Source organism: Rhizobacter sp. LjRoot28 (assembly GCF_964253025.1).
GTDB lineage: Bacteria > Pseudomonadota > Gammaproteobacteria > Burkholderiales > Burkholderiaceae_C > Rhizobacter.
Map to the genome: position 1 here is coordinate 2,373,509 of NZ_CAXUQC020000001.1, position 24,906 is coordinate 2,398,414.

Consider the following 24,906-nt stretch of genomic DNA (forward strand, 5'->3'; position numbering starts at 1 on the left):
CACCATCAGGCAAAAAATGACGCACCGCAACAGCCGCTGATTTCATGAAGTGAAATGGTTGTTTCTGCATGTGGAATCCGGTCAGGGCCCCGCTGACGGGCATTGAGCGCAGGCAAGCCTGCTTGGTTTCCTGCGCCTAGACTGGTACTCCCTGACTCCAGGAGAGAACCCGATGACGACGAACCCCCTCACCCAGGCGGCCCTCGATGCGTACTGGATGCCCTTCACCGCCAACCGGCAGTTCAAGCAGGCGCCGCGGCTGATCGACCGCGCCGAAGGCATGCGCTTCTGGACGCCCGAAGGGCGCGAGGTGCTCGACGGCATTGCCGGACTCTGGTGCGTGAACGCGGGCCACGCGCGGCCACGCATCGTGAAGGCCATCCAGGAGCAGGCGGCCGAACTCGACTTTGCGCCCCCGTTCAACATGGCCCACCCCAAGGCGTTCGAACTGGCCGAGCGCCTGGTGGGCATTGCACCCCCCGGCCTGGACAAGGTGTTCTATACCAACTCCGGCTCTGAATCGGTGGAGACGGCGCTCAAGATCGCCATCGCCTACCACCGGGCCCGCGGCGAGGGCCAGCGAACCCGCCTCATCGGCCGTGAGCGCGGCTACCACGGCGTCAACTTCGGCGGCATCTCCGTGGGCGGCATCGTCGCCAACCGCAAAATGTTCGGCACGCTGCTCGCCGGCGTCGACCACCTGCGCCACACGCACGATCCGCGCAACCTCTTCTCCATGGGACAGCCCGAACACGGGGCAGAACTGGCGGACGACCTCGAGCGGCTGGTCGCCCTGCACGACGCCTCGACCATCGCGGCCGTCATCGTGGAACCCGTCGCCGGCTCGACCGGCGTGCTGCTGCCGCCGAAGGGGTACCTCGAGCGCTTGCGCGCCATCTGCGACCGGCACGGCATCCTCCTCATCTTCGACGAAGTCATCACCGGATTCGGTCGCCTGGGCGCCCCCTTCGCGGCGACCCGCTTCGGCGTCACGCCCGACCTGATGACCCTTGCCAAGGGACTCACCAACGGCTGCGTGCCGATGGGCGCGGTGCTGGCTCGCCAGGAGGTGTACGACACCTTCATGAGCGGCCCGGAGCACATGATCGAGTTCTTCCACGGCTATACCTACTCCGGGCACCCGCTGGCGTGCGCCGCGGCGATCGCCACGCTGGACACCTACGCCGAGGAGGGCCTGCTCACGCGTGGCTCGGCGCTGTCGGAACCCTTCGGCGCCGCGGCGCACGCGATGCGCGAACTGCCCAATGTGGTGGACGTGCGCACGCTCGGCCTCGTGGCCGGCATCGAGTTGCGACCGATTCCCGGGCAACCGGGTCAGCGCGCCTTCCAGGTCTTCCTGAAGTGCTGGGAGGACGGCGTACTGGTGCGCACCACGGGCGACACCGTGGCGCTGTCGCCGCCGCTGATCATCGAGCCGGAGCACATCGAGAGGATCTTCAAGACCCTGAGCCAGGCAATCAGATCGACAGCGTGATTTGACTTATGCAATGAGGTCGGCACACTGGTTGCATGACTCGGTGAACAGCAAGCCCAACGTGGCACCGCCAATAACGGCGTCACAGCAAGCCCAATGAAAGCCCCCCTTCCCCACTCCCTGGCCCTCACGGGCCGACGCAAGCCCCTCGTGCTGATCCCGGCGTGCAGCCGGATGCTGGGCTACCACCCCTTCTTCGTTGCCGGGCAGAAGTATGTCGATGCCGCCCGGCTCGCCGGCGCGATTGCGCTGGTCGTGCCCTCCGTGGGCGTGGAGGAAATCGATTCCCTGCTCGACATGGCCGACGGCGTCCTGCTGACCGGTTCGCCCTCGAACGTTCACCCCAGCCACTTCGGTGAAACGGTGCACGACGAGAGCCTGCCGCTCGACCCGGTCCGGGACGGCTGGACCCTTCCGCTGATTCCCCGTGCCCTCGCCCGGGGCATTCCCTTGTTCGCCATCTGCCGCGGCTTCCAGGAGGCCAACGTCGCATTGGGCGGGAGCCTCTACCAGGCCGTACAGGAGGTCCCCGGCCAGCACGACCACCGCGGCCAGGTGGACGGGCCTGCAGAGATCCAGTACGACTTCGCCCACGAGGTCGAAGTGATCCCCGGCGGCCGCCTCGAATCCATCGTCCAGGTGGGTGGGTTCCGCGTGAATTCGGTCCACGGGCAGGGCGTCAACCGCCTTGCACCCGGGCTTCGCGTCGAGGCGCGCGCACCTGACGGACTGATCGAGGCGTTTTCGCTGCCTGGCGACACCTTCAACCTGTGCGTGCAATGGCACCCCGAATGGCAGGCCGCGCAGAACCCCATCTCCCGCAAGCTTTTCGAGGCCTTCGGCGACGCCTGTCGCGCCTATCACGACCGTCGCCACCAGCCCGTCCCCGACCGCTAGCGTCACCTGTCTCGGCCGAATGCAACCGGGGACGGCTCCCCGGTCCACGAACGACAACAGGTGAACCATGGTGGCCCACGACAACAGCTTCTCCTTCAGCGACCTCGAGCAGTGGCTCAATGATCGCCACGTGACCGAGATCGAGTGCCTCGTGCCCGACCTCACGGGCGTCGCCCGGGGCAAGATTCTTCCACGCGAGAAATTCACCGAGGACCGCGGCATGCGGCTTCCCGAGGCCATCGTGGCGATCGGCGTCACCGGGGAATTTCCTTCCGCCGGCCCGTACTACGACGTGATCCACGCCACCGACCGGGACATGCACCTGCGCCCCGACCCGAGCACGGTTCGCATCGTGCCGTGGGCCACCGACCCGACGGCGCAGGTGATTCACGATTGCTTCGACCGACACGGCACGCTCATTCCCTATGCGCCGCGCTCCGTGCTGCGTCACGTGTGCGAGCTCTTCGACGCCGAGGGGTGGTCGCCGGTGGTCGCACCCGAACTGGAGTTCTACCTCATCGAGCGCAGCACCGATCCGAACCAGCCGCTGCGTCCCCCACGCGGCCGGAGCGGCCGGGCCGAGACCTCGCGGCAGGCCTATTCGATCGACGCGGTCAACGAGTTCGACCCACTGTTCGAGGACATCTACGACTACTGCCAGAAGATGGAGCTCAACGTCGACACGCTGATCCACGAGGTGGGCGCGGGCCAGATGGAGATCAACTTCTTCCACGACCACCCGCTCGGCCTCGCGGACGAGGTCTTCTTCTTCAAGCGGACCATCCGCGAGGCGGCGCTTCGGCACGAGATGTACGCCACGTTCATGGCCAAGCCCATGGCCCACGAGCCGGGCAGTGCCATGCATGTGCATCAGAGCGTGATCGACACCAGGACGGGGCGCAACCTCTTCAGCAACGCCGACGGATCACCTTCTCAGGAGTTCTACTGGTACATCGGTGGCCTCCAGAAATACACGCCTGCGGCCATGGCGCTCTTTGCGCCCTATGTGAACTCCTACCGGCGGCTGGCGCGCTCCACCGCCGCCCCCATCAACATCCAGTGGGGCACGGACAACCGGACCGTCGGCATCCGCTCCCCAGTGGCCACGCCGGCGGCGCGCCGCATCGAGAACCGCGTCATCGGTGCCGATGCCAACCCGTACGTCGCCCTGGCCGCCACGCTCGCCTGCGGTTATCTCGGCATCAAGAACCGGATCGAGCCCTCGGCTGAATGCCGCGGCGACGCCTATCTCTCCGAATACCAGCTGCCCCGCTCGCTGAGTGAAGCGCTGGGGTGGCTCGCGGACGAGACCGACCTGCACGAGGTGCTCGGCCGGGACTTCATCACGGTGTACTCGGAGGTCAAGGAGATCGAGCACAACGAGTTCATGCAGGTCATCTCGCCCTGGGAGCGGGAACACCTGCTGCTGCATGTCTGACCGGAGCAACCCCATGACGAGAACCACCCGGCAATGGCAGGCAGCGGACGCTGCTCACCACCTGCACCCCTTCACCGACTTCAAGTCGCTGGCCGAGCGCGGCTCCCGCATCATCGTGCGCGGCGACAACATCTACCTGTGGGACAGCGAAGGCCATCGCATCCTCGACGGCATGTCCGGACTGTGGTGTGTCAACGTGGGCTACGGCCGCAAGGAACTCGTGCAGGCTGCGACGCACCAGCTGGAAACGCTGCCGTTCTACAACTCCTTCTTCCAGACGACCACCCAACCGGCCATCGAACTGGCCGAACTGCTCGCGGAAGTCACGCCACCGCAGTTCAACCACGTGTTCTTCTCGGGCTCGGGATCCGAAGGCAACGACACGGTGGTGCGCCTGGTCCGCCGCTACTGGGACCTCATGGGGCAGCCCGAACGGCAGATCATCATCAGTCGACACAATGCGTATCACGGCTCCACCATGGCGGGCGCGTCACTGGGCGGCATGTGGGGCATGCACGAGCAGGGCGGCCTGCCCATTCCGGGCATCGCCCACATCGAGCAACCGTTCTGGTTCGACCATGGCCAGGGCTACACGCGCGACGAGTTCGGCCTGATGGCCGCGCGTTGGCTCGAGGACAAGATCCAGGCGCTCGGTCCGGACAAGGTGGCCGCCTTCATCGGGGAGCCAGTGCAGGGCGCCGGCGGGGTCATCGTTCCCCCCGCCACCTACTGGCCCGAGGTGCAGCGCATCTGCGACCGGCACGGCATCCTGCTCGTCTCCGACGAGGTGATCTGCGGCTTCGGGAGAACGGGCAACTGGTTCGGTTGCGAAACCTTCGGTTTCCGCCCGGACCTGATGACGTTTGCCAAGGGCGTGACCTCGGGCTACATCCCGCTCGGCGGCGTCATGGTCGGCGAGCGCATCGCGCGCGTCATGATCGACCAGGGCGGCGAGTTCCAGCACGGCTACACCTACTCGGGCCACCCGGTGGGCTGCGCCGTCGGCATCGCCAACATCCGCCTGCTGCAGCGCGAGGGCATCGTCGAACGCGTGCGCGACGAGCTCGGCCCTCACCTCGCCTGGCACTTCGGCGAACTGGCCGACCATCCGCTGGTGGGCGAGGTGCAGACCTGCGGAATGATGGGCGCTCTCCACCTGGTTCGCGACAAGGCCACCGATGAACGCTTTCCCTCGCGGCACGAGGTGGGCATGGTGTGCCGGGCGCATTGCTTCGCCAACGGTCTGGTCATGCGCGCCGTGGGCGACCGGATGATCGTCGCGCCCCCCTTGGTGATGACCATCGATCAACTCGACGAGATGGGCGCGCTGATCCGCCGGTGTCTCGATCTCACGCTCGGCGATCTGCAGGGCCGCGGCTGGCTTTGAGGAGGACCTTGCCATGAACGACATCGCCATCGACTGGCACGCACGCGCAGCGCTCCAGGGCCACGACGGTCGCGCCTTCATCGGTGGGCGCCGGGTCGCAGCACGCGACGGCGGCACCTTCGATTGCACGTCACCGCTCAATGGGCGGGTGCTCACGCAAGTGGCCCGCTGTCAGGCCGCGGACGTCGACCTTGCCGTGCAGGCCGCGCGGGCCGCCTTCGAGGACGGCCGATGGGCGCGCCAGTCGCCCGCGGCCCGCAAGCGCGTGCTGCAGCGCTTTGCAGAAGGCATCCTGGGCGCGGGTGACGAACTGGCGCTCACGGAAACCCTCGACATGGGCAAACCCATTCGCCACAGCCTCGGCGTCGACGTACCGGCCACCGCCCGGTGCATCGCCTGGTATGCGGAAGCGGTGGACAAGGTCTATGGGGAAATTGCGCCGACCGGTCCGGACGCGGTGGCCTTGATCACGCGCGAGCCCGTGGGCGTCGTGGCCGCCATCGTTCCGTGGAACTACCCGATGATCATGTCGGCCTGGAAGCTGGGGCCGGCCTTGGCGGCGGGGAACAGCGTCGTCCTCAAGCCGAGCGAGAAGTCTCCGCTGAGCGCGCTGCGCCTGGCCGAACTCGCGATGGAAGCCGGCCTGCCGGAGGGCGTGTTCAACGTGGTCCCGGGTCACGGCACTGAAGCGGGTGAGGCGCTCGCGCTGCACATGGACGTGGACGCACTCGGCTTCACGGGCTCCACTCGCGTGGGCCGCAGGATGCTCGAATACGCCGGACGCAGCAACCTCAAGCGCGTCTTCAACGAACTGGGCGGCAAGTCCGCCTTCGTCGTCTTCCCCGACTCCGACGACCTGCCACGGGCGGCCCGTACCGTGGCCGCCTCCGTGTTCTTTAATCAGGGCGAGTCCTGCAATGCCCCGACGCGCGTGCTCGTCCACGAAAGCGTCGCTGCCGAATTCACTGCCGAGGTCGTGCGCCAGGCGCCTTCTTTCCAACCGGGCGATCCGTTGGACACGGCGACGGAGATGGGCGCCATCGTCGACCGTTCACAACTGGAGACGGTGCTGAGCTATGTGCAGGCTGGCGAGGACGAGGGCGCACGACTGCTGGCGGGCGGCCATGCCGCAAGGGTGGACAGTGGTGGCTGCTTCGTGGAGCCGACCGTGTTCGACGGGGTCGAGAACCACATGCGCATCGCGCGGGAAGAGATCTTCGGGCCCGTGCTCGGCGTCATTCGGTTCAACACCGAGCGTGACGCCATCGCGATCGCCAACGACAGCCCCTACGGGTTGCAGGCCAGTGTGTGGACGAGCCACATCGACCGCGCGCACCGTGTGGCTCGCGCCCTGCGTGCCGGCACCGTTCATGTGAACCAGTACGACGAGGACGACATCACGGTGCCCTTCGGCGGCGTGAAGCAGAGCGGCAACGGCCGTGACAAGTCACTTCACGCGTTCGACAAGTACACCGACCTCAAGACGACGTGGTTCCGGATTGAAGGGGATGCCGCGGGAAACCCGACCGGCTAGACCGTCAAGGGCCCGCGCGACATGGCCGCGATGCCCCGCGGCCCTGCCGCGCGGTGCACCGGATCGGACCACAGTTGGCGCCTGCGGCGCGCCCCGGGCAGGCCGTTCCAGAGACCGAGCATGTGGCGGGACACGTGTTGCCACGGCTCTCCGGTGGCGGCCACCCGCTCCATGTACTCGAGCATGGCGTCCTCGACCACCTCGCGGGTGAGTTCGCTCTCGGCATCGCCAAAGAAGCGGGCATCCCACGCCTGCATCAACCATGGGTTGTGATACGCCTCGCGGCCCACCATCACGCCGTCCACCTGCTCCAGGTGCGCCGCGATCTGTTCGTTCGTGGTCACCCCGCCGTTGATGACGATCGTGAGTAGGGGGAAATCGTGTTTGAGGCGGTAGGCGAACTCGTAGCGCAGCGGCGGGACCTCGCGGTTCTCCTTGGGGCTGAGCCCCTTGAGCCAGGCGTTGCGGGCGTGCACGATGAAGGTGTTGCAGCCGGCCTCCGCGACGGTGCCGACGAAGTCGCGCACGAAGGCGTAGTCCTCCGTGCGGTCGATGCCGATCCGGTGCTTCACCGTCACCGGGATCGACACCGCGTCACGCATCGCCTTGACGCCATCGGCCACCAGGGTCGGCTCGGCCATCAGGCAGGCGCCGAAGGCACCGCGCTGCACGCGTTCGCTGGGACAACCGCAGTTCAGGTTGACTTCGTCATAGCCCCATCGCTCGGCCAGCCGTGCGCAGTGCGCCAGATCCGCTGGCTCGCTGCCGCCGAGCTGCAAGGCCACCGGATGCTCTTCCGCATCGAAGTCGAGGTGGCGCGCCTGGTTGCCGTGAATGAGCGCGCCCGTCGTCACCATCTCGGTGTAGAGGAGTGCGTGGCGCGTCAGCTGCCGGTGGAAATAGCGGCAATGCCGATCGGTCCAGTCGAGCATCGGGGCGACACTGAGGCGATGCATCGAAGGGCTGGCGGGCGCGCGGGAGGAAGAGTCGTGCATGGGTTTCCGTCGTCGAACCCGCCATTTTCGCAGGTCTCCCCGGCCCTTGGCCGTTCGGTGCACCGAACGGCCGGCCATAGCGTGCATCCTTCCCGAGCGAGCGCACGGAGACCGGCCGCTCAGCCGGCGAATTGATGCGCCGCGACGCCCGGACTGTCGGTCTGCACAGCGAACAGGGAGCCCGCCAAGGGTTGGGCTGCGAGCTGCTCGGCACTCAGTTCGTAGCGTGCGCTGGTGATGAACAGGGTGCGCATGTCCTCGCCACCGAAGGCCACGTTGGTGATGTGGGCCGTCGGCAGTTTCACCCGGGCCAGTTCCTCGCCCGTCTGCGGATCGTGGCACGTCACGCAAGCGCCGCCCCAATGGCAGATCCACAGCCGACCGGCTGCGTCGGTGGTCATGCCGTCCGGGTACCCGTCACCGGAAGCAAGCTTCAGCCACAGGCGCTTGTTCGAAAGGGTGCCCGAAGCCAGGTCGAAGTCGAAGGCGTTGACGCGCTGATGAACGGTATCGTTGAAGAACAGCGTGCGGCCATCGGCCGACCAGGTCGGGCCGTTCGATACGGCGTAGCCGGTGTCCATGCGCTCGCATCCGCCGTCCGGCGCGAAGCGATACAGCGCCCCGGTGGGTCGCGTCGCGCCGAAATCCATGGTGCCGGCCCAGTAGCGGCCGAGCGCATCGCACTTGCCGTCATTGAACCGGTTGCCGGGCTGGTCGGCTTCGGGGTCATGCAGGCGCGTGAGCGCGCCGCTGGCCGGGTCGAAGTGGGCAAAGCCGCTGCGCAAGGTCACGGTCAAGCCGGGCGCATGGCGACGCTCGGCAAGGGACGAGATCTCCTCGTCGAACTGCCACTGTGCCCGGGCCCCGCTGGCCGGTGCGTAGCGGTAGAGCGTGCAACCAAGGATGTCGACCCAGTAGAGGGCTTGCTCGCTGGGGGACCACAGGGTTCCTTCGCCCAGCGTGGCGCCAGCGGCCCACAAGCAGCGCGGTTCGCCAAGGATGGTGGGGGACGGCAGGTTCGAGCTCAAAGGATCTCCCGGGGGACGGATTGAAGACGTCGCGGCCGCGCCCGGCACAGGGATCGCCCGCGTTGGAAACGGTCTCATTGTGACCCATCCGGACTGCCCGTCGCCGCGACCCCTGTCAGACGTCCAGCGTGAACACCTCCGCGGCGAGCCGGTCGGAGCGACTGCTGCCGGCCAGCGCCTGATCCCACTCCGCCGAGGCCGCCGTGCGCTCCGGACGCAGGCCCTTGATCATCACGGAGACCTCCTCCGAGGACGCGTCGAACTCACCTGCAGGTTTGCGGTGCTCGGTGAAGAGCAGAGCCGTGCGGGCGCCGTCGGCGTCGATCATCACGAGGTAGCGGGCAGGCAGTCGGTGCATCAGCGGCTCCAGGGTTGCGATGAAGCCAGTCTGCCAGCAAGAAAGCCGACGTGCGCGGCGCGGCTATGACACCCATAGCGAGAATCGCCACAAACGAGAACGATTCGCATCGAGAATGGACCAAGCACCCGTTCCAAGGAGCAACGATGACCACACTGATCGCCTCTGTCCGTCGCCTCGACACCCGCGCGCCCCGTCGCGTGCTGGGATCGATCGTCGTGCTCTTCGGTGCCGCGCTCCTTGGTCTGCAGGCGCTCGACGGGTTCACCCAAGCCCTGTCTCCGGAGGCGATCCGCGCCTTCGAGGGCGGCATGCTGGGCGCGTTGGCCACTGCGCTTGGAGCACTGCCCGTGCTCGTCACCCGACGAATCCCGGAGCGCGTCTCGGACGCCCTGCTCGGCTTCGGGGCCGGGGTGATGCTGGCGGCCACGGCCTTCTCGCTCATCATCCCGGCGCTTTCGGCAGCCGGCGACCTGGGCCACACGAAGTGGGGAGCCGGTGCGTTGGTCAGTACGGCCGTGATCGGCGGCGTGCTGGCCATGCTCTGGCTCGACCGCGCCTGGCCGCACGCCCACTTCGACGCCGCGGGGCAGAGCACCCGAGGACGGTCGCCCGGCCGCCTGTTCCTCTTCGTGATCGCGATCGTCCTTCACAACATTCCTGAAGGCATGGCCGTTGGCGTGGCGGCCGGGGCGCACGCTCCTGGCGCGAGCGGCCTTGCCATGGGAATCGCCATCCAGGACATACCGGAGGGCCTCGTGGTCGCCTTGGCGCTGGTCGGTGCCGGGGTCGGGCGCGGCAAGGCGGCCGTCGTGGGCATGGCGTCAGGCCTCGTGGAACCCGCCGCCGCCCTAGTCGCCGCATTGGCGGTGGGCACCTTCGGTTCGCTCCTGCCCTGGGGATTGGCTCTCGCTGGCGGAGCGATGCTCTTCGCCGTCAGCCACGAGGTGATTCCCGAATCGCACCGCAACGGCCACGAGACCGATGCCACACTGGGCCTCGCACTCGGCTTCTGTCTGATGATGGTGATGGACACGGCGCTGGTTTGAACGGCGCCGGGACGATCCCGGTATCAGTCCGGCCGGGGTGACAACACCCTCGGGTTGATCGGCGTCGGCGGCTGTCCGGCATGGGGTCCGCAGCCGAGTCCGGCGATCAGGTTGTCGCAAGCCAGGTGCGCCATGGCACGCCGGGTGGCCAGCGTCGCGCTCGCGATGTGCGGTGTCAGGACCACATTGGGAAGGCCCAGCAGGGCCGGATTGACCGACGGCTCGCCTTCGAAGACGTCCAGCCCCGCGGCCGCCAGCTGGCCGGCGGCCAACGCCCGGGCGAGCGCCGCATCGTCGACCACGCCGCCCCGCGCGATGTTGGTCAGGGTGGCGGACGGCTTCATCAGGCCGAGCTCGGGAGCACCGATCGCATGGTGCGAAGCCGGGGAGTACGGCACCACCAGCACCAGGTGGTCGGCCTGCTGCAGCAGCTCGGTCTTGCTGACATAGCGGGCGTTCAGCGCCTTTTCGATCGACGGGTCGAGCCGCGAGCGGTTGTGATAGATCACGGGCATGCCGAAGCCGAGCGCCCCTCGCCTCGCGATGGCTTGCCCGATGCGTCCCATGCCGAGGATGCCGAGCGTGGCGCCGTGGACATCGGTGCCGGCGAACATGGTCAGCGACCACTTGGTCCATTCGCCGCGACGCAGGAAGTGTTCCGACTCGGCCATGCGGCGCGCTGCCGACATCATCAGCGCGAACCCGAAATCAGCCGTGGTTTCGGTCAGCACGTCGGGCGTATTGGTGCCGAGCACGCCCCGCTTGTCGAAGGCGGCCATGTCGAAGTTGTTGTAGCCGACGGCGATGTTGCTCACGACACGCAAGCGCGGGCTGGCGGCCAGCACCTCCTCGTCGATGCGCTCGCTGCCGGTTGTGAGGGCGCCGTCCTTCCCGGCGAGCCGGGCGATGAGTTCCGCACGCGGATACACCTCGTCGCGGTCATTCGTTTCGACGTCGAAATGGGCTCTGAGGCGTTCGAGGACATCGTCGAAGACGGCGCGGGTCACGAGGACGGAGGGGCGAATGGTCATGGCGTTTCCAGGGCTTCGAGAGCGCGCACGAGCGCGGCGGGAAGGGATGTCGGCCGGCGCGTCGCGCGGTCGACGTACACGTGAATGAAGTGCCCGCGGGCCGCCGTGAGCGGCTCCCCGGCGGCGAACAGGCCGATCTCGTAGCGCACGCTCGAGCTGCCGCGATGGGCTACCCGCAGGCCGGCGTCCACCCGCTGCGGAAACTCGATCGGCGCGAAATAGTTGCAGTGCGTCTCGACCACCAGGCCGATGACCTCCCCCCGGTGGATGTCGAGCGCACCGGCCTCGATGAGGTAGCGGTTCACCGCCGTGTCGAAGAGGCTGTAGTAGACGACGTTGTTCAGGTGACCGTAGGCGTCGTTGTCCATCCAGCGGGTGTCCAGCGTGCTGAACTGGCGATAGTCGGATCGAGGCTGGGGAGCGGGGCGTTCAGACATGGGGCGGGACGGTTTGCGAGGCGCCCATTAGACCGCAGCCTCTAATGTGCTGCGCCGCAGCAATTAGGGGTTGAAATGCACGCTGCAGTGCGCAATACTTCGGTCATGGTGCAGCGCAGCAAAGGCTGTATCAAGTCCCTGAACCAATGGAGATTTTGAACATGCTGACCCCTGAACAACTGGTTGCCGCTCACAAGGCCAACATCGACACCCTTTTCGGCCTCACCGGCAAGGCATTCGAAGGCATCGAGAAGCTCGTCGAACTGAACCTGCAAGTGGCCAAGGCCGCGCTGGGCGAAGTCGCCGAGACGACCAAGGCCGCCATGTCGGTCAAGGACGCGCAGGAACTGCTCGCTCTGCAAGCCAGCCTGCTGCAGCCCGCCGCCGAAAAAGCCGCTGCCTACAGCCGTCACCTCTATGACATCGCCGCCGCCACGAACGCCGACCTGAGCAAGACGGCCGAAGTGCAAGCCAGCGAAGCCCAGCAGAAGTTCCTGTCCGTCGTCGACAACGCCGTCAAGAACGCGCCGGCCGGCACCGAGAACGCCGTCGCCCTGGTGAAGTCGGCCGTGGCCGCCGCCAACAACGCTTACGAGAGCGTGCACAAGGCAGCCAAGCAGGCCGCCGATGTCGCGGAAGCCAACTTGCAGGCCATGACCACCAGCGCGGTCAAGGCTTCCCAAAGCGCGACGGTCAAGCCCAAGCGCGCGGCCTGAGGGCTGAAGGTGCCGAGAGTGAACTTTTCACGAGGCGGCCTGTCACACCATTGCCGCGGGTGACTCCTCGCGGGTGTTTTGAAGGTTGTCTTCTCGGTACCTGATCGGTATCTTGGGGCCCGGCGGCAACGCCGGGCCCTTTTTGTTTGGGCCTTGCGCCTTCGCTCGATGGAATCCGTCGCCACCAGCACGACGGCGAAGCGCGTCGGCGATCTGCGGCGCCGCCGCCGCCCATGCCGGCCGCTGTACCGCGTTGGGCGGAACGGTGACGGTCAGTGCGTCTTGGCGGCGATCCGGGCGCGAAGGTCACCGAGGGCGGCCGTGGCCGCCGCGCGCCCGGCCTGGATGGACTTTGCGCGCGAGGTGAAGTCGGCCCCCGACACGCCGGCCAGCTTGGGCCGCATGACGACGTCCGCCTCCCGAAGCTCGAAGTGGTTGATGCTGCGTCCCATGATCGCGAAGGTCTGCAGCAGCATGCGCATCGGGTCGCTGGTCGGGTTGCCGTCCGGCACGGCCGAGATGTCGACCGCGATGATGAGCTCCGCACCCATTTGCCGCGCGAACCGCACCGGCACGGGCGACACGAGCCCACCGTCGACGTACTCGCGAGCGCCGATCCGCACCGGCTGGAACACGGCCGGCACAGCACTCGACGCCCGGACGGCGACACCCGGATCGCCGCGCTGGAAGAGGATGGGCTGCCCGCTGTCGAGGTCGGTGGCCACGATGCCCAGCGGCAGCTTCATGCCCTCGATGGTGCGCCCGCCCGTCTGGTCCCGAACGAAGCGGGCCAGCGCCTCACCTCGGATCAGGCCGCGCCCCGGGAAGGCCCAGTCGGCAAACGTCGATTCGTCCATGGTTTGCGCCGTGGAAGCGAGTGCGGCGCCGCCCTTGCCCGATGCATAGAGGGCCGCCACCAAACTGCCGGCCGAGGTGCCGACGACGAGGTCCGGCTTGATGCCGTTTTCTTCCAGCACCTGAATGATGCCGATGTGGGCGAAGCCACGAGCTGCACCGCCGCCGAGCGCCAAGCCGATCCGGGGCGGCTTGGGCACTTTCGGCACGGCGAGAGGGTCCGGCACGGGAATCACCGGCGCCGCCGGCTCCACGGGCGGAGGCACGACCGGTGCGGTCTGGCAGGCGACCAGCGAGATGGCAAGCAGGAGCGCAGCGAGGGATCGCCATGCACGGCAATGGCGGGTAACGAATCGGATCATGGGGCGATTGTAAAAGGCGGGGTCCAGGCTCTTCATTCCCCACAGGAATTAACAATCAACCAAAAAGTACTTCCTCGACATAAGCGCGCTCGCTACATTGCTCCACTGGTTCATGGGCTGCTGCATGCCGTGGGCGGGCTTGGCGATGAACAAAGTACCAGATGGATCCGATTGCAATCTTGAGTGGGTTCGGCGTGGGCGCCATCGTCGGGATGACCGGCGTGGGCGGCGGCTCACTGATGACGCCGCTGCTGCTCACCGTGTTCCGGCTCAATCCGGCGGTGGCGATCGGTACGGACCTCTGGTTCGCGGCGATCACCAAGGTGTCGGGTGCCGTGGCGCACCAGCGCCATGGGCACGTCGACGGCCGCATCACCCTGCTGCTTCTGGCGGGCAGCCTGCCGGCCGCCATGGCCACGCTGGCATTGATGCACTTCACGGGCATCACCAAGGGGTGGGCAAGCGCCCTCACCTTCTCGCTGGGCATCGCCTTGCTGCTCACCGCGGTGACTGTGGCCTTCCGCGGGGTCTGGCATGGCGTGGGCCTCCGGCTGGAGCGGTGGATTCCGCCGTCGCGCAAACCGTTCTTTACGGTCGTCTCCGGTGTCCTGCTCGGGGTGCTCGTCACGCTGAGCTCCATCGGGGCGGGCGCCGTGGGCGCCACCTTGATCCTTCTGCTGTATCCGCGGCTCGATGCCAGGCGACTGGTGGGAACCGACATTGCACATGCCGTACCGCTGACGCTCGTGGCGGGCATCGGACACGCGACAATGGGGCATGTGAACTGGGGCCTGCTGGCCGCGCTGCTGGTCGGCTCCCTGCCCGGCATCTGGATCGGAGCCCAGCTCACGAAGAAAATGCCCGACGGCCTGGTGCGAGCCCTGCTCTGCATCTCGCTCGTCACCGCAGGCCTCAAGGTCATCACCTGACACCAACGCACTTCTAGACGATGTACCAGTACACCTCCTTCGACCGCCAGTTCGTCAAGCAGCGAGCGGCCCAGTATCGGGACCAGCTCGAGCGCAACCAGGCGGGCACGCTTGGCGACGACGAGTTCCGCCCCCTGCGGCTGCAGAACGGCTGGTACATCCAGCGCCATGCGCCGATGTTGCGCGTGGCCGTTCCCTATGGCGACCTGACGTCCCGTCAGATCCGGGGCCTCGCCCGCATCGCGCGGGAATACGACCGCGGCTACGCCCACCTGACCACCCGGCAGAACGTCCAGTACAACTGGATTCCGCTCGACCGCAGCGCGGACGTGATGGACGCGCTGGCCGAGGTGGACATGCATGGCATCCAGACGAGCGGCAACTGCATCCGCAACACCACCACGGACTGCTTCGCCGGCATCGCGCCCGACGAGATCGTCGATCCGCGCCCGTACTGCGAAGTGCTCCGCCAGTGGAGCACGCTGCACCCGGAGTTCGCCTTCCTGCCGCGCAAGTTCAAGATCGCCGTCTCCGGCGCGGCGGAAGACCGCGCGGCCACGGCCTGGCATGACATCGGCCTGCACCTGCTGAAGAACGAGGCGGGTGAGGTCGGCTTCAAGGTCCTCGTGGGCGGTGGCATGGGGCGCACCCCCGTGGTCGGCACCGTCATCCGGGAGTTCCTGCCCTGGCAGCAGATCCTCGTGTACATCGAAGCCATCGTTCGCGTGTACAACCAGCACGGCCGCCGCGACAACATGTACAAGGCGCGGATCAAGATTCTCGTCAAGGCCGAGGGCCAGAAGTTCGTCGACGACGTCGAGCGCGAGTTCCTCAACATCATGGAGCACGATGTCGACGGTCCGGCGCACCTCATTCCCCAGGCCGAACTCGACCGCGTAGCCCGCAGCTTTGTCGTCCCGGAAGGCGTGGCAGCGCGCCCGTCCGACTTCTACGTGCCGGCCGATGCCCCCGTGTCGTTCAAGCGCTGGCTCGAGCGCAACGTGCATGCCCATCGGCTGAGCGGCTACCGTGCCGTCACCCTGTCGCTCAAGCGCCCCGGCCAGGCCCCCGGCGATGCCACCGACACGCAGCTGGACCAGGCCGCCGATCTGGCGGACCGCTTCAGCCACGGAGAGATCCGCGTCTCGCACGATCAGAACCTCGTCCTGCCCTGGATCCGCGAGGAAGACCTCTTCGCCGTCTGGGAGGCCGCTCGCGCCGCCAGCTTTGCCGCCCCGAACATCGGCCTGCTGACGGACATGATCAACTGCCCGGGCGGTGACTTCTGCGCGCTGGCGAACGCCCGCTCCATTCCCATCGCGGCCGCCATCGCGGAGCGCTTCGCCGACCTCGACGAGCTCTACGACATCGGCGACATCGACCTGCACATGAGCGGCTGCATCAACTCCTGCGGCCACCACCACAGCGGCCACATCGGCATCCTCGGCGTCGACAAGGACGGCATGGAGTGGTACCAGGTGTCGCTCGGCGGCTCCGACGGCTCACGCATCAGTGGCGATGCCGCACCGGGCAAGGTGATCGGGCCGTCGTTCGCCGCGGACGAAGTGCCCGATGTGATCGAGGCCGTCATCGAGACCTACCGCCACCAGCGCGCCGCCAACGAGCTGTTCATCGACACGGTCAAGCGTGTCGGGCTCGACCCGTTCAAGGCGGCCGCCAACGCCGCCCGCCGCAGCACCGCCAAGGCCGCCTGACCATGAAGTTCATCGACACCCACCACGACCAATGGCACACCATCACGGGCGAGGACGGCCCCATGGTAACGCTCACCCCTGCGCCGTTCAGCCTGCTGACGCTGATGCAGTGGCATGCGGTTCGTGCCCACTGGCCCGAAGGCATGCCCGTCGGCGTGTCCATCGGGAATGACGACGAGATCGAATCGCTGGCGGCCGACCTGTCCCGGCTCTCGCTGGTGGCGCTGCACTTCCCGAAGTGGGTCGACGGCCGCGCCTACAGCCAGGCACGCCTGCTGCGCTCGCGCTACCGGTTCCAGGGCGAAGTCCGCGCGACCGGCGAGGTCCTGGTCGACATGATGCCCCTGCTCAAGCGCACCGGCTTCGATGCGGTGGTGCTGCGCGGCGACCAGATCCGCGCCGACGCCGAACGCGCCATGTCCTTCTTCCCCGGCCACTATCAAGGGGACGTCGAGGACAACCACCCGGTCTTCGCACGGAGCTGACCATGACCGCCATCGCCCTCTACGATCGGCTGACGCCCGACTTCGACAGCCGCGTCGCCCACGCCGTCAGCGTGTTGCAGGAGGCGGCGCGCGACCATGCGGGCCGCGTCGTCCAGGCCACGAGCCTCGGCGCCGAGGACATGGTGCTGACCGACCTCATTGCCCGGCACGGCGTCGCCATCGCCATCGGCACGCTCGAGACCGGCAAGCTGCACGAGCAGACCGTCGCACTCATTCCGCGCATCGAGCAGCGCTACGGCTTGACGGTCGAGGTGTACCGGCCCGAGGCCGATGCCGTCATCCACTTCGTCAAGACCCACGGCGAACGGGCAATGTACGAGAGCATCGACCTGCGCAAGGGCTGCTGCGGCATCCGCAAGCTCGAGCCCCTGTCCCGCATGCTGGCCGACCGCAGCGCCTGGGTGACGGGCCTGCGCCGTGAGCAGTCGAACAACCGTGGCGACGTTCCCTTCGTCGAGGCCGATGACAAGGGCCGCACGAAATACAACCCGCTCGCGGACTGGACCTGGAACGACATCTGGCACTACATCGCGCTGCACCAGGTGCCCTACAACCCGCTGCACGACGAATTCATGCCCAGCATCGGCTGCGAGCCGTGCACCCGTGCCATTGCCGTCGGCGAGGACTTCCGCGCAGGCCGGTGGTGGTGGGAGGATGAGAAAGCCAAGGAGTGCGGCCTGCACGTCCACGAAGACGCGGCTGCAGAGCCCGTCTCTTCCCTGATTGGAGACCGTTCATGAACGCCCCGCTGACCGTGGAGCAGCTGCTCCCCGAGCTCGACCACACGCACCTCGACTGGCTCGAGGAGGAAGCCATCTTCATCCTGCGCGAGACCGTCGCGGCCTTCGAGCGCCCTGCCCTGCTCTTCTCCGGCGGCAAGGACTCCTGCGTGGTGTTGCGCCTGGCCGAGAAGGCCTTCAAGACACGCGGCGCCGACGGCGAGTTCAAGGGGCGCCTGCCCTTCCCGTTGCTGCACGTGGACACCGGCCACAACTTTCCCGAGGTGATCGAGTTCCGTGACCGCCGCGTCGCCGAGATGGGCGAGCGCCTGGTCGTCGGGCACCTGGAGGACTCCATTCGTCGTGGCACCGTTCGCCTGTCGCACCCGCTCGAGTCGCGCAACGGTCACCAGACGGTCGCGCTGCTCGAGGCGATCGAGGAGCACCGCTTCGACGTGCTGCTTGGCGGCGCCCGCCGCGACGAGGAAAAGGCGCGGGCGAAAGAGCGCATCTTCTCGCACCGCGACAGCTTCGGCCAATGGCAGCCCAAGGAGCAGCGCCCCGAACTGTGGACGCTTTTCAACACGCGCATCAAGCCGGGCGAGCACATGCGTGCCTTCCCGATCAGCAACTGGACGGAGCTCGACGTCTGGCTGTACCTCGCCCGGGAGAACATTCCCCTGCCGAGCTTGTACTTCGCGCACGAGCGCCAGGTGATCCGCCGCAAGGGCCTGCTGGTCCCGCTCACCGACGTGACGCCGCCCGAGGCCGGCGAAACCGTCGAATCGGCCCTGGTGCGCTTCCGCACCGTGGGCGACATGACCTGCACCTGCCCGGTGGAAAGCCCCGCCTCGAACGCGACCGACATCGTGGCCGAAACCCTGAAGGTGACCGTGAGCGAGCGCGGCGCGACCCGCATGGACGATCGCACCTCCGACGCCTCGATGGAACGCCGCAAGAAAGAAGGATATTTCTGATGACCGCCCCCGTTTCCGGCTCCGCCGCCCCTGTGGTCAAGGACCACCGCGCCCTGCGCTTCCTCACCGCGGGCAGCGTGGACGACGGCAAGAGCACCCTGATCGGCCGCCTGCTGTACGACAGCCGCGCCATCCTCGCCGATCAGCTCGACACGCTGGAGAAGCGTGCCGCCGGCGCACCGATCGACCTGTCCCTGCTGACGGACGGGCTCGAAGCCGAGCGCGAGCAAGGCATCACCATCGACGTGGCCTACCGCTACTTCGCGACCAAGCAGCGCAAGTTCATCATCGCCGACGCGCCCGGCCACGAGCAGTACACGCGCAACATGGTCACAGCCGCGGCGGGCAGCGATGCAGCCGTGGTACTGGTCGACATCACGAAGATCGACATTGCCGCACGGCCGGTAGCCCTCCTGCCGCAGACGCGCCGCCATGCGCTGCTCGCCCACCTGCTGCGTGTGCCGAGCATCGTCTTCGCGGTCAACAAGCTCGACGCGGTCGCCGATCCGGCGCTCGCCTTCGAGACGGTGCGCGAAGCCCTGCTGGCCTTCGCGAGACATGCCGGCATCACCGTGGCCGGTGTCATTCCCGTGTCCGCCCTCCGCGGCGACAACGTCACCCAGCCGCTCGACGCCGACTGGTACGACGGCCCGTCGCTGCTGCAGGTGCTCGAGAGCCTGCCGGCATTGCAGGAACGCAAGGACGGCGACTTGCTCATGCCCGTGCAATACGTCGCGCGCGAAGGTGAAGGCACCGGCAACCAGCCGCGCACGCTCTGGGGGCGCATCGCCCACGGCCAGGTGAAGGCAGGCGACGCGATCCAGCTGTTCCCGAGCGGCCAGCAGGCCACCGTTGCTGAAGTGCGCCTGGCCGGTTCCACCGTCGACGTCGTGTCGGCCGGCCAGTCCGCCGGCGTGGTGCTCGACCGGCAGCTCGACGTCTCGCGTGGCGACTGGATCGGCACGCCGGGCACCATCAAGGAAACCCAGCGCTTCGCCGCGACCCTGGCCTGGCTCGACACCGAGCCGGCGGTCGTGGGCCGCAAGTACTGGGTGCGCCATGGCAACCGTTGGGTTCAGGCCCGCATCGCCAGCATCGAAAGCCGCTTGGACATTCACACGCTCGAGGCCACTGAAGCGCACGAACTGGCGGTCAACGAAATCGGCCACGTGGTCATCGAGACCCAGCAGGCGCTGCCGGTGGAAGCCTACGGCCAGAACCGCGTGGGCGGTGCGCTGATCATCGTGGACCCGGCCAGCAACCGCACGAGCGGTGCCCTGCTCGTCAAGGCCGCCGCCTGACCCGGCACGCCGCATGGGCCACGTCGTCTTCATCGGTGCCGGACCTGGCGCAGCCGACCTCATCACGCTGCGCGGGGCGGCCCGCCTCGCGCAGGCCGACGTGGTGCTTTACGACGCCCTCACGGATCCGGCACTGAAGGAGATGGCCCCCGACGCCCGATGGATTCACGTCGGCAAGCGCGGCTTCAGGCCGGACAGCATGGGCCAGGACGAGATCAACCGCCTTCTGGTCGAGAACGCCCTGGCGCATGCGGTCGTCGTCCGGCTGAAAGGCGGCGACCCCAGCATCTTCGGCCGGCTCGAGGAAGAACTCGAAGCGCTGGCGCACGCCGGCATCTCGAGCGAAGTGGTACCAGGCGTCACGTCGGCACTCGCGGCGGCGGCGGCCACGCGTCGCCCGCTCACCCGGCGCGGCAACGGTCGCAGCCTGAGCCTGACCACCGCCATGACCCGCACCGGAGAAGTGCTCAGCAGCCGCACCGCCGACACCGAGGTGTTCTACATGGCGGCCAAGCAACTGGCGGCCTTGTCGGCCCGTCTGCTTGCGGCGGGATGGTCGGCCGCGACGCCGGTGAGCGTGGTGTCGCGCGCGGGCTGGCCCGACAGCTTGCACACCGAACACACCGTCGCCACGCTCGACGACGCCACGCCGCTGCATGCGGACCGCCCTGCGGTGGTCGTGGTCGGTGCAGGCGCCGGAGCGATCGACCCTTCCCGTGACGTCCCTCAAGGTGCCACCCCCGGGGGCACCCGCTAAAATCTCCAGGTTCACCCTCGGGGTGGACCTCAACAGACCCAACTTCTGCATTCCAGCCATGACCCACGTCGTCACCGAAGCCTGCATCCGCTGCAAATACACCGACTGTGTGGACGTGTGCCCCGTCGACTGCTTCCGCGAGGGCCCCAACTTCCTGTCGATCGACCCGGACGAGTGCATCGACTGCGCCGTGTGCATTCCCGAGTGCCCGGTCAACGCGATCATGCCGGAGGAAGACGTGCCTGGCGATCAGCAGCACATGATCAAGATCAACGCCGACCTCGCCAAGGGCTGGCCCAGCATCACCAAGCGCAAGGCGGCGCTGCCCGACGCCGACGAGTGGAAAGACCGCACCGGAAAGCTGTCCGAACTCGTCAAGTGACGTCGCAGTGATCGAGACCGACACCGTCGTGATCGGGGCCGGCCCGGCCGGCCTGTTCCAGGTGTTCGAGCTCGGTCTGCTGGAAATTGGCGCGCACGTTGTCGACGCCTTGCCAGCTCCCGGCGGTCAGCTCATCGAGCTGTACCCCGACAAACCCATCTACGACATTCCCGGTGTGCCCCGCTGCACGGCGCGTGAACTTGTCGACAACCTGCTTCGACAGGCTGCGCCCTTCAAGCCGGCATTTCATCTCGGTCAGGAGGTGAACGGCCTGTCACGCCTGGACGACGGCCGGCTGCGCGTGGAGACCTCCACGGGCACCGTCTTCACTGCGAAGGCCGTGATCGTCGCGGCCGGTGTCGGCGCCTTCCAGCCACGTCGCCTGCCTTTGGAAGGACTCGATCGTCTTCCCGCGTCCGACCTCGTGCACGGCATGCCACGCGCTGGCGCATTCTCGGGACGAGCGGTCGTTGTGGCGGGGGGAATCGACCAGGCCCTGGAGGCCGCACTGGCCCTCACCGAACCAGGCATCGGACAACCGCGCCAGGTGACGTTGCTGCACCGACGCGATGTGTTCCAGGCAGAGGCCGCGACGGTGGACGCCGTCCGGGCCCGCATGGCGGATGGCCGGCTCGCCTTCGTCGCGGGTCAACCCACCGGATTCGAGACAAGCGACGATGGCCACCTCTGCGCCCTGCAGGTCGCCCATGGCGACGCGCAGTCGATGCGCCTTCCTCTCGATGCCCTCGCGGTGTGCCTTGGCCTGAGCCCGAAGCTCGGGCCCATCGCCGATTGGGGCATCGCCATGGAACGCAAGCAGGTGAACGTCGACCCCGGTACCTTCGAGACGAACGTGCCTGGCGTCTTCGCCATCGGCGACCTGGTCACCTATCCCGGCAAGAAGCGCCTCATCCTGTCGGCCTTCCACGAAGCCGCACTGGCTTCGTTCGGCGTCGCTGCCCGCCTCTACCCGGACCAGCGCATCCAGCTGCAGTACACCACCACCAGCACCCGACTGCACCAGTTGCTGGGCGCAACTTCGAGCTGACTACCCGGCGGATTACTTCTTTGCCGTCACGTCGACCAACTCGCTGCCGATGGTCTGCACCGCGGTGCCAGTGATGGTCACGGCTTTCTCCAGCGTGCTGGCCGCGTCGTGGATGCCGAGGCCGAGGTCCAGGGCCACGCCACCGGCAATCTCCACCCACTTGGTCCACCCCGGAATGCCCTCCTGCATGCCCTTGAGCGCCTTCTCGAAGTGCACCTGACGCGCCTGGGCCGCGTCGATCGACTCATTGACTTTCACCGTGGCCTTCAAGACGGCGTCGAGTGCCTTCTCGACCTTGTCCAGGGACATCGAGATCTTGCCGACCTTCTGAGCCGGGAGCGTCTTCTTCGCCACGGCCAGCGCCTTGGCGACCTTGGTCTGCTCGTCCAGCGCCTCGTAGATCTTCTCGGAAAGCTTCTTCGACTCCTTCTCGATCTTGGCGATGTCGACCTTGTGCACCCCGATGTGCGTTTCGCAGTTGCGCAGGCTGGGCGTCTCGACGCCGAGCGCCTTGCTGAAGAGGTTCAACCCCACCTCCTTGCTCCCCTGCAGCACGCGCCCCGACTTCTTCGCCTTCGCGTTCTCTTCGCTCATGAGCTTCTTGAGCGCCCAGAGCTCTCCCTGGATGATCTTCGCGACCTGGTCGGCCTTGAGGGCGAGCTTCAGGATTTCCTGGACGATGCCCGCACCGCCCTTCACAACCCCGAAGATGCCGATGGGCGACAAGGCGCCCGCCGAAACCACCGACACCACTGCGCCGCCCGTGACCACCACCGCCGTCAATGCGATCTTGGCGCCACAACGGGCGCGGAACTTGGCAAGCTCCTTCTGCCCCTTCTGGTAGTCCTTGATGAGCTTGTCGCAGGCGGCGGCCATTTCGTCGCCGATGGCCTGCGCGCCCTTGTCCAGCGTCACCTGCACATCGCGGGTGAAGGCGGCGGCGGCCTTGGGATCGAACTTCTGCGCCTTGGCGTCCGCATCGAGCACCTTCTTCTCGACGTCCGCCATGGCAGTGCGGGCCTTGGCGGCGGCCGCCGTCTGGATCTTCTGGAGCCAGGTCGGATTCTTCGAGAGCGGAAGGTAGAGGGCGTCGTCCAGGTCGATGATCACCTGGACAAGCATGGTGCGCGGCAGTTCGACCCGCTGCAGCTTGCTCCCGATGGACGACTTCAGGTACTTGGCGGCGTCGTATTCGACGGCGGTCCACTTCTTTGTGCCCATGGGCCGGCTCCGGTCTGCTGAGGTGCCCGAAGGGTACCGAGCGACCGGAACGGGCTCAATTGACCAACGTCCTGCGCCGGATCAGGTGGCGCTGACCGGGCGGAACAGCGCGCTGTTTTCCGCAAGCCAGCGCGTCGCGCGTCCGCTGTCGTACTGCGACGGATGAAAGTCCCGCCGGAGGTACTCCCGCCACGGGCCGAAGCTCTCCCGGAACAGACCGTTCCTGCCCAGCAGGTGCCGAGCGGCACTTCGCCAGGTGGACCAGCGCCACAGCGTGCCGTCACGGCGCAGGTTGCGCACCGTCTGAACCATGGCATCGGTGAGGAAGACGACCGTGGCCCGGCGAAACCACTTCACCCGCCAGGCGTGGTCACCGCCGAGCGCGCGGTACACGTCGAAGGCGGTGCTCTTGTGCTCGGTTTCCTCCGCCGCATGCCAGAGCCACAGGGTGCGCAGCCGGGGCTCGGCCCCCGCCAGCACGTCCGGATGCGCGAGAAGCCAGTCGGCGAAGATGGCCGTGAAATGCTCGTTGGCCGCAGTGATGGCAAGCGGGTGCCGCACATCGAGGCCCTCCAGCACTTGCTTGCGAACCAGCGCCTTCGGCCCCCAGGCATTCACAAGGCCTTGTCGCTCCAGGTGATCGTTGAACAGCCCATGGATTCGACGGTGCGTGGCCTCCTGGCCCACGAACCCTTGCACCTCCGCCTTGAGGGCCTCTTGCTTGTCGAGGGGAAGCGCCTTGTGGGCGTTGCGCACCGAGTCGATGAAGAACTGCTCCCCCACGGGAAAGCTCATCGACAAGGCGTTGAAGAACGCAGTCAGGAACGCGTCTCCGCCACACCAGTGACGCGAGAACGGATGTTCCAGGTCGATCAACAGCCGTCGCACCACGAGATCGGTCATCATTCACTCCCTGCTGGATGAAGCATGGTACTGATTCGTACCAGGAAGTCGGATCTTCCAGCCAAGCCACCTCACTGTCAACCCTGCCATCCCGATGTCCGAGACTGCGCCGCCCTCTTCCGTCGACTCGCCTGCCCGACGCCGCCTGCTCGAGGGCATGGCCCGCGCCGTCGCGCAAAAGGGTTACGCCGACACGACCATCACGGACATCGTCCGCGAGGCCGCCGTGTCGCGCCGCACGTTCTATGAGCACTTCGTGGCCAAGTCCGACTGCCTCATCGCCCTCTACGACGCGGCAAGCCACCAAGCCCTGCGCGTGCTTGCCGACGCCATTGATCCGGCGCTGTCCTGGCAAGGCCAGCTCGAAGGCGCGATGCGGGCCTACCTCGGCTGCCTGGCATCGAGCCCGGTACTCCTGCGCACCCTGTTCATCGACATCCTCGCCCTCGGCGCGCCGGGCCTCGCCATCCGCCGTGCGATGAGCCAGGAGATCGCCGGCTTCATCCTGCAGGTGGCGGCACGCCCCAGCTCCACGCCGGCCAGCGCGCCCTTCACGCCAGCGTTGGCGATGGCGGTGGTGGGCGGCATCCATGAGTTGGTGCTCGAGGCCATCGAGCAGGAGCGCCCCGACTCGCTGGAAGCGCTGGTGGTGCCCGCGAGCGAGCTGGTCAGGGCGGTCGCACTGCGGCAAGGGTAAGCCAAGGCCGGCAGGCTGTGGCAGCCGGCCGAAGGCCAGGCAAGCGTCGGCACCGCTCGCGACTCAGCGGTGTCGGTGTTCGCTGTGCGTGCCGGCTAGCCAGTGCAGCTGCTGGCAGGGGATCGCCGGGCGGCCCGGAGCGCGGAAGTGCAGCACGAACGAAAACGCC

At 67.3% G+C, this 24,906-nt stretch carries 25 protein-coding genes; 17 read left to right on the forward strand and 8 right to left on the reverse strand.

Translation table 11 applies throughout. The annotated features are described in order from the left end of the window. Positions 1-172 precede the first annotated feature (172 nt). The 5 genes from ACSQ2F_RS10955 to ACSQ2F_RS10975 all read left to right on the forward strand — a co-directional run bounded on the left by ACSQ2F_RS10955 (position 173) and on the right by ACSQ2F_RS10975 (position 6,751). Entirely contained in the window at positions 173-1,495 is a 1,323-nt protein-coding gene (locus ACSQ2F_RS10955) for an aspartate aminotransferase family protein (protein ID WP_436022649.1), read from the forward strand. Positions 1,496-1,591: 96 nt separating this feature from the next. Further along, positions 1,592-2,392: a gamma-glutamyl-gamma-aminobutyrate hydrolase family protein gene (locus ACSQ2F_RS10960; protein WP_436022651.1), complete on the forward strand. Its 801-nt coding sequence runs from the start codon at positions 1,592-1,594 to the stop codon at positions 2,390-2,392. Positions 2,393-2,459: 67 nt separating this feature from the next. Further along, positions 2,460-3,830 carry a glutamine synthetase family protein gene (locus ACSQ2F_RS10965; protein WP_436022653.1) on the forward strand — a complete coding sequence of 457 codons (1,371 nt, stop codon included), beginning with the start codon at positions 2,460-2,462 and terminating at the stop codon, positions 3,828-3,830. 13 nt (positions 3,831-3,843) lie between these two features. Further along, entirely contained in the window at positions 3,844-5,217 is a 1,374-nt protein-coding gene (locus tag ACSQ2F_RS10970) for an aspartate aminotransferase family protein (RefSeq protein WP_436022655.1), read from the forward strand. A gap of 13 nt (positions 5,218-5,230) precedes the next feature. Beyond that, on the forward strand, positions 5,231-6,751 hold the full coding sequence (locus tag ACSQ2F_RS10975) for an aldehyde dehydrogenase (protein WP_436022657.1): 1,521 nt from the start codon (positions 5,231-5,233) through the stop codon (positions 6,749-6,751). Here ACSQ2F_RS10975 and dusA read toward each other — a convergent pair. The 3 genes from dusA to ACSQ2F_RS10990 form a co-directional block, all read right to left on the reverse strand. Then, positions 6,748-7,746 (reverse strand): tRNA dihydrouridine(20/20a) synthase DusA, encoded by a 999-nt coding sequence (gene dusA, locus ACSQ2F_RS10980; protein WP_436022659.1) that lies wholly within the window; start codon positions 7,744-7,746, stop codon positions 6,748-6,750. The genes ACSQ2F_RS10975 and dusA overlap by 4 nt on opposite strands. Positions 7,747-7,865: 119 nt before the next feature. Beyond that, a complete protein-coding gene (locus ACSQ2F_RS10985) occupies positions 7,866-8,774 on the reverse strand; it encodes an SMP-30/gluconolactonase/LRE family protein (RefSeq protein WP_436022661.1) in 909 nt (302 codons plus the stop codon). A 115-nt stretch (positions 8,775-8,889) separates the two neighbouring features. Next, positions 8,890-9,132, reverse strand: a complete 243-nt coding sequence (locus ACSQ2F_RS10990) for a hypothetical protein (RefSeq protein WP_436022663.1) — start codon at positions 9,130-9,132, stop codon at positions 8,890-8,892. Positions 9,133-9,278: 146 nt separating this feature from the next. Between ACSQ2F_RS10990 and ACSQ2F_RS10995 the strand changes: the two genes are divergently transcribed. Then, positions 9,279-10,181, forward strand: coding sequence for a ZIP family metal transporter (locus ACSQ2F_RS10995; protein ID WP_436022665.1), 903 nt, complete (start codon positions 9,279-9,281; stop codon positions 10,179-10,181). A gap of 23 nt (positions 10,182-10,204) precedes the next feature. Here the strand turns inward: ACSQ2F_RS10995 and ACSQ2F_RS11000 are convergent, their stop codons facing one another. Both ACSQ2F_RS11000 and ACSQ2F_RS11005 read right to left on the reverse strand, forming a co-directional pair. Next, positions 10,205-11,212, reverse strand: coding sequence for a 2-hydroxyacid dehydrogenase (locus ACSQ2F_RS11000; RefSeq protein ID WP_436022667.1), 1,008 nt, complete (start codon positions 11,210-11,212; stop codon positions 10,205-10,207). Next, a complete protein-coding gene (locus ACSQ2F_RS11005; RefSeq protein ID WP_436022669.1) occupies positions 11,209-11,649 on the reverse strand; it encodes an acyl-CoA thioesterase in 441 nt (146 codons plus the stop codon). Before ACSQ2F_RS11005 ends, ACSQ2F_RS11000 begins: the two co-directional genes overlap by 4 nt. A gap of 161 nt (positions 11,650-11,810) precedes the next feature. On the opposite strand from ACSQ2F_RS11005, the gene phaP reads away from it, so the two are divergent. After that, positions 11,811-12,365 (forward strand): TIGR01841 family phasin, encoded by a 555-nt coding sequence (gene phaP, locus ACSQ2F_RS11010; RefSeq protein WP_436022671.1) that lies wholly within the window; start codon positions 11,811-11,813, stop codon positions 12,363-12,365. A 272-nt stretch (positions 12,366-12,637) separates the two neighbouring features. Here phaP and ACSQ2F_RS11015 read toward each other — a convergent pair whose 3' ends face one another. Then, on the reverse strand, positions 12,638-13,582 hold the full coding sequence (locus ACSQ2F_RS11015) for a patatin-like phospholipase family protein (protein ID WP_436022673.1): 945 nt from the start codon (positions 13,580-13,582) through the stop codon (positions 12,638-12,640). Between the two features lie 161 nt (positions 13,583-13,743). On the opposite strand from ACSQ2F_RS11015, the gene ACSQ2F_RS11020 reads away from it, so the two are divergent. Genes ACSQ2F_RS11020 through ACSQ2F_RS11060 form a run of 9 tightly spaced genes read left to right on the forward strand, consistent with a single transcriptional unit; the run spans position 13,744 to position 21,916 of the window. Further along, entirely contained in the window at positions 13,744-14,511 is a 768-nt protein-coding gene (locus ACSQ2F_RS11020) for a sulfite exporter TauE/SafE family protein (protein ID WP_436022675.1), read from the forward strand. A 20-nt stretch (positions 14,512-14,531) separates the two neighbouring features. After that, entirely contained in the window at positions 14,532-16,226 is a 1,695-nt protein-coding gene (locus ACSQ2F_RS11025; protein WP_436022677.1) for a nitrite/sulfite reductase, read from the forward strand. 2 nt (positions 16,227-16,228) lie between these two features. Beyond that, complete coding sequence (locus tag ACSQ2F_RS11030) at positions 16,229-16,711, forward strand: DUF934 domain-containing protein (RefSeq protein ID WP_436022679.1); 483 nt, start codon at positions 16,229-16,231, stop codon at positions 16,709-16,711. A gap of 2 nt (positions 16,712-16,713) precedes the next feature. Further along, on the forward strand, positions 16,714-17,472 hold the full coding sequence (locus ACSQ2F_RS11035; protein WP_436022681.1) for a phosphoadenylyl-sulfate reductase: 759 nt from the start codon (positions 16,714-16,716) through the stop codon (positions 17,470-17,472). Continuing rightward, positions 17,469-18,428 (forward strand): sulfate adenylyltransferase subunit CysD, encoded by a 960-nt coding sequence (gene cysD / locus ACSQ2F_RS11040; RefSeq protein WP_436022683.1) that lies wholly within the window; start codon positions 17,469-17,471, stop codon positions 18,426-18,428. The genes ACSQ2F_RS11035 and cysD overlap by 4 nt, the downstream gene beginning before the upstream one ends. Next, entirely contained in the window at positions 18,428-19,729 is a 1,302-nt protein-coding gene (locus tag ACSQ2F_RS11045) for a sulfate adenylyltransferase subunit 1 (RefSeq protein WP_436022685.1), read from the forward strand. The genes cysD and ACSQ2F_RS11045 overlap by 1 nt, the downstream gene beginning before the upstream one ends. Positions 19,730-19,742: 13 nt before the next feature. Continuing rightward, positions 19,743-20,486: a uroporphyrinogen-III C-methyltransferase gene (gene cobA, locus ACSQ2F_RS11050; protein ID WP_436022686.1), complete on the forward strand. Its 744-nt coding sequence runs from the start codon at positions 19,743-19,745 to the stop codon at positions 20,484-20,486. A gap of 58 nt (positions 20,487-20,544) precedes the next feature. Continuing rightward, on the forward strand, positions 20,545-20,868 hold the full coding sequence (gene fdxA, locus ACSQ2F_RS11055; protein WP_436022688.1) for a ferredoxin FdxA: 324 nt from the start codon (positions 20,545-20,547) through the stop codon (positions 20,866-20,868). A gap of 7 nt (positions 20,869-20,875) precedes the next feature. Further along, entirely contained in the window at positions 20,876-21,916 is a 1,041-nt protein-coding gene (locus ACSQ2F_RS11060; protein ID WP_436022690.1) for an NAD(P)/FAD-dependent oxidoreductase, read from the forward strand. Between the two features lie 12 nt (positions 21,917-21,928). Here the strand turns inward: ACSQ2F_RS11060 and ACSQ2F_RS11065 are convergent, their stop codons facing one another. Beyond that, on the reverse strand, positions 21,929-23,137 hold the full coding sequence (locus ACSQ2F_RS11065; protein WP_436022692.1) for a hypothetical protein: 1,209 nt from the start codon (positions 23,135-23,137) through the stop codon (positions 21,929-21,931). Between the two features lie 81 nt (positions 23,138-23,218). Then, positions 23,219-24,040, reverse strand: a complete 822-nt coding sequence (locus tag ACSQ2F_RS11070; protein ID WP_436022694.1) for a metal-dependent hydrolase — start codon at positions 24,038-24,040, stop codon at positions 23,219-23,221. A 94-nt stretch (positions 24,041-24,134) separates the two neighbouring features. Between ACSQ2F_RS11070 and ACSQ2F_RS11075 the strand changes: the two genes are divergently transcribed. Continuing rightward, the gene (locus ACSQ2F_RS11075) at positions 24,135-24,737 is read left to right on the forward strand and encodes a TetR/AcrR family transcriptional regulator (RefSeq protein ID WP_436022696.1); all 603 of its coding nucleotides are present in this window, start codon (positions 24,135-24,137) and stop codon (positions 24,735-24,737) included. Positions 24,738-24,906: the final 169 nt, after the last annotated feature.